The 11,385-nt window shown below is 62.0% G+C and carries 9 protein-coding genes and 1 pseudogene; 4 read left to right on the top strand and 6 right to left on the bottom strand.

Going from position 1 to position 11,385, the window contains the following annotated elements:
* From AYJ54_RS42195 to AYJ54_RS42180, 4 genes and pseudogenes are all read right to left on the bottom strand, one after another.
* A pseudogene (locus AYJ54_RS42195) lies at positions 1-775 on the bottom strand (IS481 family transposase); the annotation flags it as partial.
* A 549-nt stretch (positions 776-1,324) separates the two neighbouring features.
* Positions 1,325-2,326 (bottom strand): branched-chain amino acid ABC transporter permease, encoded by a 1,002-nt coding sequence (locus AYJ54_RS42190; RefSeq protein WP_063708384.1) that lies wholly within the window; start codon positions 2,324-2,326, stop codon positions 1,325-1,327.
* Positions 2,323-3,183, bottom strand: coding sequence for a branched-chain amino acid ABC transporter permease (locus tag AYJ54_RS42185; protein ID WP_063708383.1), 861 nt, complete (start codon positions 3,181-3,183; stop codon positions 2,323-2,325). The genes AYJ54_RS42190 and AYJ54_RS42185 overlap by 4 nt, the downstream gene beginning before the upstream one ends.
* 49 nt (positions 3,184-3,232) lie before the next feature.
* Entirely contained in the window at positions 3,233-4,402 is a 1,170-nt protein-coding gene (locus tag AYJ54_RS42180; RefSeq protein ID WP_201724327.1) for an urea ABC transporter substrate-binding protein, read from the bottom strand.
* Positions 4,403-4,507: 105 nt separating this feature from the next.
* On the opposite strand from AYJ54_RS42180, the gene AYJ54_RS42175 reads away from it, so the two are divergent.
* Positions 4,508-5,305, top strand: a complete 798-nt coding sequence (locus AYJ54_RS42175; protein WP_347337249.1) for an ATP-binding cassette domain-containing protein — start codon at positions 4,508-4,510, stop codon at positions 5,303-5,305.
* Entirely contained in the window at positions 5,283-5,990 is a 708-nt protein-coding gene (locus tag AYJ54_RS42170) for an ABC transporter ATP-binding protein (protein ID WP_245329295.1), read from the top strand. The genes AYJ54_RS42175 and AYJ54_RS42170 overlap by 23 nt, the downstream gene beginning before the upstream one ends.
* 3 nt (positions 5,991-5,993) lie before the next feature.
* On the opposite strand, the gene AYJ54_RS42165 is transcribed toward AYJ54_RS42170, so the two are convergent.
* Together AYJ54_RS42165 and AYJ54_RS42160 are read right to left on the bottom strand one after the other, a co-directional pair.
* On the bottom strand, positions 5,994-7,511 hold the full coding sequence (locus AYJ54_RS42165; RefSeq protein ID WP_063708380.1) for an amidase: 1,518 nt from the start codon (positions 7,509-7,511) through the stop codon (positions 5,994-5,996).
* Between the two features lie 96 nt (positions 7,512-7,607).
* On the bottom strand, positions 7,608-8,492 hold the full coding sequence (locus tag AYJ54_RS42160) for a nitrilase family protein (RefSeq protein ID WP_082906104.1): 885 nt from the start codon (positions 8,490-8,492) through the stop codon (positions 7,608-7,610).
* A gap of 223 nt (positions 8,493-8,715) precedes the next feature.
* Here AYJ54_RS42160 and AYJ54_RS42155 point away from each other — a divergent pair, with 223 nt between their 5' ends.
* Positions 8,716-10,614 (top strand): ABC transporter permease subunit, encoded by a 1,899-nt coding sequence (locus AYJ54_RS42155; protein ID WP_063708379.1) that lies wholly within the window; start codon positions 8,716-8,718, stop codon positions 10,612-10,614.
* Positions 10,611-11,330 carry an ABC transporter ATP-binding protein gene (locus AYJ54_RS42150; protein ID WP_063708378.1) on the top strand — a complete coding sequence of 240 codons (720 nt, stop codon included), beginning with the start codon at positions 10,611-10,613 and terminating at the stop codon, positions 11,328-11,330. Before AYJ54_RS42155 ends, AYJ54_RS42150 begins: the two co-directional genes overlap by 4 nt.
* Positions 11,331-11,385 lie beyond the last annotated feature (55 nt).

The following is an 11,385-nucleotide window of genomic DNA, read 5'->3' as shown; positions in this document are numbered from 1 at the left end:
GGTTGTTCCTGTTTAGAGCGAGTCTGCTGATGGGTGGCACGGAACCGATACTGCCATGAGGCCGATGCCAATTGTAGCGGTGAAGCCACCTCGGCAGCTCGTCGGCTCGTTCTTTTGAGGTGTTGTAGGCGCGGGCATAGGCCCACTCGCGCAGGCTGGTCTGGATAAAGCGTTCAGCCTTGCCGTTGGTCTTGGGCGTGTAGGGCCTGGTGCGGATGTGCTTCAGGCCGAGACGTCTGCAGGCTTTGCGGAAGGCAAAGGATTTGTAGCAAGAGCCGTTGTCGGTCATGACCCGCTCGACCTTGATGCCCAGGCTGGCGTAGTAGGCGATCGCTGCCTTGAGGAAAGACACGGCACAGCTCCTTCGCTCGCTCTTCATGACCTTGCTGAAGGCGATGCGGGAGGCATCGTCGATACAGACGTGGACGTATTCCCAGCCAGGTCCTTCACCGCGGGCACGCAGGCTGCTCTGGCCAGTTCGATCACCGGTGATGCGATGGCCTACACGGTTGAACTTGCCGAGCTTTTTGATGTCGATGTGGATCAACTCCCCGGGATGTTCGCGTTCATAGCGCCGCACCAGCTCGGCTGGCTCCAGGTCGCGCAACCGGTTCAATCCCAACCGTTGCAGGATGCGGCTGACGGTCGCCGGAGAGATCCCGACCTCGGCCGCAATCTGCTGGCCGGTGTGGCGCTGCCGGCGCAACACCTCGACCGCAGCGCCTGTGGCAGGCAGGGTTTGGCTCGGCGATGAAAGGGGCCGTGAGGAGCGATTCAGCTTCCTCGGTCAGGGCCGAATGGACAACCTCCTGAAAGCTCACAACTAGAGCATGATCGGTTCTGATTGCAAAATCCCTCGACTTCCAATCTGGAATGCGAGGATTCGACGCGCTTCGCTTGCTCCAATTTGTTCCTGAGCAAGCCGCTGTCAAACGGGAAAGCCTCGCCAACGAACAAAAATTAAGAGCGGGCATCGTCGTGGGTGGCGGTCCAGATCCTGCTATCGGCGTACAACGACGCCACTTACGCCTTAGGAAGGTTAGCTCACGCCGGACGCGCAAGCGCTCGGCACGTGGGCCTGAAGGGGATATTCGTGAACCTGTTCGAGCAGGGCGAGATCGGCCCCGATCTTTTCCGCGCAGCGGCTTGTAACTTGGGCCTTGAGGGATTGGTGTCAGCACCGCGACGCCCGTATCAGAGCGGCAGATCGAGGCTTGCGGAGGTAACAGCGATTGCCGAAGAGGCTGGACGGCAGGGGCGGGTGACGGGGTTGCGCCTGCCCCTCGATGAAGAAGACGATAAGCCTTGGGCGCCCTGCATCAATTCAACGACCCGCGGCAACCCCGCCGGACCGACGACGAACGACCCGGGCAACGCCGTCCATCAGAGCCGGCGCCAGGCCGCGGCGGAACAAGAGCACGATCGCGACCAGAATGCTCCCAAGCACGATCGTGGTATAGATTGCTCCGACTTCGCCCACGCGACTTGTTAAATATTGCACCACGACGGTCCCCAGGATGGCGCCCCACAGGGTGCCGCGTCCGCCCACCAGAACCCAAATGACCACAACTGCGGCCTGCGGCAGACTGAAGACCTCCGGGTTTATGAAGTTCCCCCAGCTCGCGAACAGCGCCCCCGCGAGACCGGCGAGGGCCGCAGAAATGACAAAGGCGAGAAGCTTCCGCCAGCGAACGTCATACCCGAGCAGCTCCATGCGCGACTCGTTCTCCCGGATGCCCTGAAGAATGCGTCCGAAAGACGCGCGGGAGAGCGTGACGCAAAATATCAAGGCGAGAAAGAGCAGTCCCCCGACGACATAGAAGTATTCCACCGGACCCAGCGGCGGGCCGCCACGACCGGCGAGGGACAGAGAAGGTATGTTGGTCATCCCGTTGTAGCCGCCGAGGCGCGCATCGCCGATCGCGTATTTCGGATCCGCCGTGCTGCCCATGACCTGGTAAAGGATCAGCGTCAGCGTCAAGGTGACTACGGCGAGATACATCGATCCCACCCGTCCGTAGAAGGCGACGTAGCCGATGAGCGCGGCGACGACTGCGGGACCCAGCATTCCCGCAATCAATCCGAGCGGGGTCGTCCCCAAAGCGATGCCGACGATGCCATAAACGTATCCGCCGATGCCGAACAGCGCCGCCTGGCCAAAGGACAGAATGCCGGCGATCCCCCACAGGAAGTCGAGGCTAAGCGCCAGCATGGCAAAAATGACGAAGACCGTGAGCTGGACCGTCTGGAACAGCGACAACAGCTGGGGCAGTCCGGCTAGGACAACCGCCGCCGCCGTCCAGCCAATCAGCTCGCCCCGCTTCATAGGCCGCCCCGAAACAGGCCGGACATTCCGTTCGGCAGGAGACGGAGTAACACCATCGCCAGAGCCAGCATTGCGACCTGGCCGTAGATTGGCGTCGAGGCGTAGGAAACGGCGCTCTCGACCAGCCCGAGGACGCCGGCGGAGCTTACGGTGCCGACCAGCACCGTCGAGCCGCCCACCATGACGGTGATGAAGATCTTGGCGATGAAGGCAAGTCCCATGGTGGGGACCACGCCGGTCAGGGGGGCCATCACGGAGCCGGCCAACCCTGCGAGCGCCGCTCCTGCGCCGAACGTGGCCATATAGACGAGCTGCGGCTCGACGCCCGAGACCGCCACAAGATGAGGCGACTGCATCGTCGCCCGCGCGATCAGTCCAGCGCGCGTGTGGCGAAGCGCCAAATAGGTCGCCAGAGCCGCGCCGGCCGAGATCGCAATCACCACGAGCCGGTAATAGGAGACGCCGTAGCGGCCGACTTCGAAACTGCCGAGGGGCGTCGCAATACCCTCGGTCGTCGGCCCCATGACGAGAGTCATGACACCGACGAGCGCCAGGCTGAGGCCCCATGTGGCCAGCATCGTGTCGAGTGGACGACCATACAGAAAGCGGATGATCGATCTTTCGAGGATCACTCCGATAGAACCGACGACGAACGGAGCGAGCAGAATCCCCGCCCATATCGAGAGCCCGTGAGAGGTGGCGATGAGCACGGTGTAGGCGCCGAGCGTCAGGAATTCCCCCTGGGCCAGGTTCAGCACGCGCATCATGCCGAAGATGATGGCGAGGCCTAGGGCGAGCAGCACAAGAGTGGAGATCGAGAAAAGGACGCCTACCGCCGTCGCCACTGCCTGGTCCATCCTGCTGCAACCCTCCGTGCCACGGATCAGCAGTGGCCGCCGTCTGTCATCAGAACTTCGGCGTGTACTGCGTGTGTTGGTCGGGCTTCCCGATCAGGTCGCAGACCTGTTTTGTGTCCGAGGGTTCGACGTTCTCGATCGATTTGAAGATCGTGAAGCCCTTCTTGTCGTTGACCTTCGCAAGATGCACCGTGTGCACAACGTGATGACTCTGCGGGTCGAGTCTGATCTTGCCTTCCGGCGCGTCGAAGGACAGTCCGCTCTCCAGCGCGGCAATGACCTTGGCCGGCTCGAGCGATCCCGCCTTGTTGGCGGCCATGGCCCAGAGATGCCAGCCGTTCCACACGGTATTGGCTGAGTCGGTGATGTAGGGATAGTCGGCGCCGTACCGTTGACGCCAAGCGGCTACCCACTTCTTGTTGGTCTCGTTGTCGAGCTCCTGGAAGTACGGATAGATTACGGTCAGTCCCTCGACCTCCTCCGGCTTCAGAACGATCTGCTCGTTGCCGAGACCGAAGGTCGGCGAGACGATCGGGATTTTCTTGTTCAGACCCGCGGCGGCGAACTGCCGGTAGAAGGCGATGTGGTTGCCGCCGACCAGCAAGGAAAGCACGACGTTCGGCCGCGCATTCTCGATGCGCTGAATGACCGAGCCGAAATCGACCACGTCGAGTGGAATGAATTCTTGCGCTGCGAGCTCACCCTTCGCCTGCTGGAGGTAGACCTTCACCCAGTCAGCGGAGATATGGCCGTAGTTGTAGTCGGCCGCCAGCGTATAAAACTTGGGGCCGTGCTCCTGCACCGCCCACGGCGCCAGGTTGCCGATCTGCTGAGCCGGCGTCACGCCCGTGCAGAAGACGTTCTTGTCGCATACGCCGCCTTCATACTGCTCGTTGTAGAAATAAAGGGCGGCGTATTTGTCGACGACTGGCCGGACGGCTTCGCGCGAAGCGCTGGTGATGCCTCCCATGAGGACGGCGACCTTGCTTTCGAGCAACAGTTGCGTAGCGTATTGCGTGTATAATTGATTGTTGGATTGCGTGTCGAACTGCACGAGATGAAGTTTTTTTCCTAAGACCCCGCCCGAAGAATTGATGTCGTCGATCGCGAATTTCGTGGCATCGACCATCGGCAGGCCGTAGATGTTAATCGGTCCGGTGGAATCGAGCAGGTTGCCGACGACAATCTCTTCCGCCGCCGCGGCGCGGCGTTGCGGCATACTCGCCAGAGCCAAACCGAGCGACGCTGCACTGAGTTCAAAAAGCGCTGTCCTGCGAGTCAACATTGGCTTCCTCCATCGCCTATGCTTCAGCTATAATGCCTTATGACGCGCGGCTGCATTATCCCACCGGACCGCGATGCAGATCAAGTCCTCATGAGGACGCCGAGCGCCCCAATGAGCCAAGAGTCGGTGCTTGAGACGCAAAGCCTCGAGAAGTGGTTCGGCGGCGTCCGGGCGGTCGCCGGCGTGGATTTCAGGATGCGACGCGGGGAGCTGCGCTGCTTGATCGGCCCGAACGGCGCGGGCAAGAGCACCTTCTTCAAGCTCGTCACCGGTCAGCTTCGCGCCAGCGGCGGACGCATCATTTTCGATGGGCAGGAGATCACCGGCCGGGCGCCGCACACAATCGGGCGCCTCGGAATCGGGATCAAGAACCAGGTCCCCAGCGTGTTCGAGGGTCTCAGTGTCGCGGAGAATCTGTGGCTTGCGGCGCGCCTTCGGCATTCGACGACCGGTGCCCGGGTCGCCGTCGAGGAGATGATCTATCGCCTCAATCTGGGGAACGTCGCCAAGCAGACCGTCGGGACACTTGCGCACGGCATGCGCCAATGGGTCGACATCGGCATGGTCATGGCCCAGCGCCCGAAGCTGATGCTGCTTGACGAGCCCACGGCGGGGATGGCGGCGGAAGAGATCGAGCGAACGGTCGAGCTTATCCGCGTTATCAATAGCGACGCGAGCGTCGTCGTCGTCGAGCACGATATGGAATTCATCCGCAGGCTGAATTCATTCGTCACGGTCTTTCACCAGGGACGCATCCTCGTCGAAGACGTCATGGACAACGTGCAACGCGATCCGCGCGTGCGCGAGGTGTATCTTGGCAGGTCGCGCCATACTTGAGGTCGAGAACCTGCACGCGGGCTATGGCCGTATCGGCATCCTCGCCGGTGTCTCATTCTCGATCGCTCGCGGCGAGCTCGTCGGCGTGTTGGGACACAATGGGATGGGTAAGACGACGTTGCTGAAGACCCTGATCGGCGAGCTGCAGGCGAGTGCGGGGGTCATCCGATACGAGGGTCGGGACGTCACCCGCGTTCGAACGGCTCACCGGGCGCGCGCCGGAATGGGCTACGTTCCACAAGGCGAGGGGGTCTTCCCTGACCTGACTGTGCGAGAAAACCTGCGCATGGGCGAACTCGGCGTCATTGAGCAGAGCGCCGTGCCAGAGCTGTTGGAGCGCTTCCCGATCCTGAGGCCGTTGCTCGATCGTCGTGCCCGCATGCTCTCGGGCGGTGAGCGTCAAGTGCTGGCTCTGGCTCGCTGTCTTGCGGGCCGACCAAACCTGGTCTTGCTCGATGAGCCGAGCGACGGCGTGCAGCCATCGATCGTCGATGACATCGCCGAACGGCTACAGGCACTGCGCAGCGCCTGGAACTTGACGATCCTCCTGGTGGAGCAAGACCTCAAGCTAGTCGCCACGCTGGCGCAGCGCGTCTTGATCATGCAAAAAGGTCGGATAACAGACGAGCTCGCGCCGTCCGCCCTTGGCGATCGGGCGCTGATTTCTGAGCGGATGGGCCTTTGACGCTCAGCGGCTCTGCCAATTGCCGATCTGCTCGAATGCCTGGCCCGCGCTGATCAGCGTCGCTTCGTCAAAGTGGTGGCCGACCAGCATCATGCCGATTGGCAGCCCGCCCACCCTGCCGCACGGAACCGTGAAGGCGGGATGGCCGCTCACGTCGAAGGGACACGTGTTCTGCTGCATGTTGAGGGCGGCGTCGACGTAGTGCTCGCGCGAGCAGTCGGCCGGCGGGATCTTCGTGGCGGGGAACGGTATCGTCGGCATGGCGATGAGGTCGTAAGCGTCGAGGATGTCGTCGTAAGCCTTGCGCAGGAGCACCCGCAGGTTTTGCGCCTTCGCGTGATAGCGGTTGTGGTAGCGCCGGTGCATGTACTCTCCGAGGATCAATACAAGCTTCACTGTCTCAGACACGTCGTCCGGCCGCGACTGCCAGCCGCGGGCAAAGGCCTCCTGCAACGAGGTGGTGTAGTAGCCGGACCAGTTGTTGCCCATGGCGTAGCCTTTGATCATCATTTCGGCTGCGCCTTCGAGAATCACGCCGGTCCAGATGTGCGGCCCGTCGTAATGCATCGGCACGGAGACCTCGTCGACGGTCGCGCCCAAGGCGCTGAATTCGGCGATGGCCCCACGGACTTTTTCGTCGGTGGTCCGATCGCTGGTCGGGTGGCCAAAACCTTCCTTCATCAGCGCGATTTTCATTCCTTTGACGCCCCTTGAGAGCGCGCCCACGTAGTCCTGCACCTTCGCGACGACCGTGCGGGGATCGTAGCCGTCCGGTCCGGCGATGACGGCGAGCAGCCGGGCGATATCCTCGGTCGAGCCGCAGATCGGCCCGCAGTGGTCGACCGAATAGGAAATGGGCATGCCGCCGGTCATTGGCACCAGTCCCCAAGTTGGCTTCAAACCATAGGCGCCGCACCAGCATGACGGCGTGCGGATGGACCCGCCCTGGTCGCCGCCGAGGGCCATATCCACCTCCTTCGCAGCCACCAGCGCGGCGCTGCCGCCCGATGATCCGCCGGTGCTGTGCTCTAGATTGTGAGGGTTTCGGATGGGACCCGTGGCACAGGTGTGACTGCCGGCTGAGAAGCAAAGATCTTCGCAGGCGGCTTTGCCCGCGATTGTACCGCCGGCGTCGAGGATACGGGTCACGACAGTAGCGTCGACTTCGGGCACATAGCCCTCGAGAACGCGTGAGCCGTTCATCATCGGCACGCCGGCGACACAGATATTGTCCTTGATCGCCACCGATTTACCCGCGAGCGGGCCCTCACCGCTGCCCTTGATGTCCGTCTTCCAATACCACGCGTTGTATTTATTCTCCTCGAGGCTCGGACGATAACCAGGCGCACGCGGGTACTTGACGGGGAGCTTCGGCTCTGCGAGTTCGTCAAGGCGAGCGTAGGAGGCCATTGATCCCGCCATTAGGCCGCGAAAGGATGCGGCGTCCTCCTCATTGAGGTGCATGCCGTAGAATTCGGCGATGTTGAGGATTTGGTCGATGGTCGGCAGCTTCGGTGACATTACGCTCCTCCATTTTGCGTTCCTCTATTCTCGCTCGGCGCCCTTAGCTGCGTCTCGGGACGCTGTGCAGTGTCGCCCGGCACCTTTGGGTAATAGTCAATACCAGCCAGGGCTCGCCTTCGCCCCCAGCATCTCGCCGTACAAATCAGTACGTCGGTCGCGAAGGACCTGGTTGAACGCGTTCCAGTTGCGTCCGCGGCGTGCGTCGGCGAGGTTGGCTTCGGCGTAGATAATCTCCTCCCGGTCAGGGCTGGCCGAGCCACCTATGGGCCACCCGGTGTAGCTGACGATGACGCTCTGGCCGATAAACGGTTGATCTCGCTCCACCCCGATCCGATCGGCAGCGGCCACGAAAAGCGAGTTCGAGTGGGCGGCCGCCATACACAGGATGTTGGCCATGGCCTCCCGATCTTGCGCCTGACCGGGGATCGGAACCCAGTTGGTGGGAATGCAGACGATGTCAGCTCCCTGAAGTGCGCAGAGGCGAAAGCTCTCCGGGAACCACGCGTCATAGCAGATCAGGGTGCCAATGCGGCCGAGAGGCGTTTGGAATACAGTGAATCCAAGATTGCCGGGTTCGAAGAAGAGGTTCTCCTCGTCCCATAGATGCACCTTGCGGAAGGTCCCCAGGTGCCCCGACGGGCCGATCACGGCCGCGGCATTATAGAGGCTCCGTCCTTCGCGCTCGTTTATCCCGGCGATGATATGGAGGCCGTGCTCGTGCGCAACCTCCTCCCAGCTACGGCAGGTCGGCCCGGCCGGAACCTCTTCCGCGAGGGCGAAAGCCTCGTCGCGTGAGTTGAATACGTAACCCGAGTTGCAGAGCTCGGGCAAGACCACCAACTGGGCGCCGTTGGCCGCGGCCCTCTCGATGAACTCGAGGCTCCGCTGGACATTCCGCTGCTTCTCCCCGACCACCGGCTCCATTTGGATACAGGCAATCTTGACGATGGCTTCGTCGTGCGCCTTGCGATCGCTCATGCGCGTCTCCCTCCCGCCCCCTTCAAACAATCTTGTGTGGTCGGTAGCGCCCCGGCAAGGTCGACGCATTCGCGTCTTCCAGCTACTCGACCGCTTACCAGCATGTTAAGCTTTGCGCGAGAGCAAGCCAGCCTCTTGCCGACTTTCTGATCTCATTCAGGATCACGGCTGTTCGCAGTGGCGGTCCGAAGCGTAGCGTGCCCTGGCGCTTGGAAATAGTGGCATGACCTATCGAAAGACGGACGTGCTGACGGCAGCGTGCAGGGCGCTTGCAGGGGAGACCATCTCCGTCTTGGGCCGGGCCCGCCGGTCGCTGGCGATCTTCGGCGTGTCCGTCCTCCTTGTTGCCTTCCTCCTGGCGAGCCCAGTCGTGCTAGGGGAATACGCGCAGCAGATTCTATCGCAGGCGTTCTTATTTGCGATCGCTGCTGTCACGGTCGACCTGCTCTGGGGCTATACCGGCATCCTGACATTTGGTCAGTCGGCCTTCTTTGGCATTGGGGTCTATACGGTGGCCATCGCGCTGGCGTACTACGTCGACGGGACGCTCGCCACCGCAGGGGCGATTTTCGCTGCGATGGTCGGCGCGGCTTTGGCTGGAGCCGCCATAGGTTGGCTTTCCTTCTGGGACCGCGCCTCGCCAATCTATGTTGCGATCGTCACGCTCGCACTTCCCGTGGTCTTCACGCAGATCATTCTGAGTGGGGGAGCTTATACCGGATCGAGCAGCGGGCTTCCGATTCCTGCGCCGTTCCTCTCCATCACGCAGTGGTACTATATCGCGGGCGGGCTGCTCCTTGTTGTCACCATCGGCGCCTACGTCTTCGTGTCGAGTGACGCCGGTCGGGTCATGGTCGCCATTCGCGAAAACGAGGAGCGTTGCCGCTACCTTGGTCTCAACACCTCCCGCTTTAAGATTCGACTCATGGCCGCATGCAGCGCGGTCGCGGCCATGGCAGGCGGTTTTTACGTGCTGTTTAGCAGCGTCGCGGCCCATTCGTACGGGGACTTCGTCTTCGGAACTGAGCTCGTCGTCTGGACCGCCCTGGGTGGGCGCGGGACACTTGTTGGCCCGATCTTCGGCACGGTCGGGGTCAACTACGTCTCGGCGGTGCTGGGAGGCAACCTGCCATTCATCTGGCTGCTGTTCGTAGGGTTCGCCTTCGTGCTCAGTGTCGTCTATCTCCCTCAAGGGCTCGTGCCGGCAATCGGCTACGGTCTGTCGGCGTCGGCCCGCTCCATTGGGCGGCTGCTGCGCCAGCGACCGGAAACCGCGGTCGCTGGCTGGCGGCTGGAACCGTGGGCAGCAGAAGTGCCTACAGTCGTTCGCTCTGGCGCGGGCGTTCCGCGCCAGAATGGTGTGATTGGTGCGACGGAAGAAGTGCCGGCGCTTGAGATGCAAGATGTCGGCATGCAATACGGGAGCCTCGTGGCGCTCCGAGGAGTTACCCTCACGGCATGCCGTGGCGAAGTCGTAGGGATCATCGGGCCGAACGGGGCGGGAAAGACGACTCTCCTCCGCTGCATCGCTGACGGCCGTGAGCGCTCCGCCGGAGAAGTGCTTGTCAACGGTCACAGCATTGGCCGGCTGCCGCCGCAAGGCTGCGTGGCGCTCGGCGTGAGTCGGAAGTTCCAAACTCCTAACGTGTTCGACGCGCTGACCGTCTTGGACTGCCTTTGCGTCGCGCGCTCGTATCGGCAGCCTGTCTCTGCTTGGCGACGATCGCGAACGGTCGAGTTACCCGAGCCCGCGCTTCACGCGGTGGAGGTCTCGGGACTGATGTCTATGCTCAATGAGCAGGCTGGCCATTTGTCTCATGGCGCAAAACAGGCGCTGGAGCTCGCTATGGTGCTCGCCCAAGAGCCAACAGTCCTGCTTCTTGACGAGCCGACCGCGGGGCTCACGCTGGACGAACGAGTGGCGATCGGGACCGTGCTGACAGAGCTGGCCCACGGCCATCGGCTTTGTATCCTGCTAATCGAGCACGACCTCGACTTTGTGCGGAATATCAGTACGCGGCTGGTGGTCCTTCATAGGGGGGAAATTCGGCTCGACGGGCCCCTCTCGGAGACTGCCGACTCGGAACTCATCCGGTCGATTTATGTCGGAGCAGCCAAATGAGCGCGCCGGTCGTCGCACGCGGCCTCGCCGTCGGAGGGTTGGAGGGCGGCTACGGCAGCTCTCCCGTGCTCCATGGGGTGACCTTCCACATAGGACCGGGCGAAATATTCGGGGTCCTTGGCAAGAACGGCATGGGCAAGACAACCTTACTAAGAACCATCATGGGGTTGCTCCCCCTTCGCCGCGGCAAAATCGAAATGCTTGGTGAAAATGTAACCGGCTGGCCTCCCTACCGTATCACGAGGCTCGGAGTTAGCTACGTTCCCCAGGAGAAATCGATCTTTCAGGATCTCTCGGTCGATGAGAACCTTCGATTGGCGCTACGAGAGCCGTCAAGCTTTGACGAGCGATTAGTCGCTGTGGCGGGCTGGTTCCCATTCCTAGCCACGAGACGCCAACAGCGAGCGGGCACCCTCTCTGGCGGCGAGCAAAAGATGCTCCTCATCGCACGAGCGCTGCTGACGCGCCCGCATCTGGTTCTGATCGATGAGATCACCGAAGGCCTTCAGCCCGCGGTGATCTCTCAGCTTCAAGAGATTCTGGCCGAGGAACGCCGCTCGCGCGGGACGAGCATTGTGCTCGTAGAGCAGAATGTCCAGTTTGCCTTGGCGCTGGCCGATCGGTACGCAGTTCTCAAGCTCGGAAGGATCGTAGAGACTGGGTCTACAATCGATACCGGGGCGCAGAAAACCATCGAACGTCACCTTGTGATCTAGCTGATTGAAAGGAGAGTGGCGACGCTAGAGGGCAGGGAGCCTCTTTGAACGGAGA

The organism is Bradyrhizobium centrolobii, from assembly GCF_001641635.1.
Lineage (GTDB): Bacteria > Pseudomonadota > Alphaproteobacteria > Rhizobiales > Xanthobacteraceae > Bradyrhizobium > Bradyrhizobium centrolobii.
The sequence above is the reverse complement of the archived record's forward strand: the minus strand, read 5'-3'. Positions and strand labels throughout refer to the sequence as shown.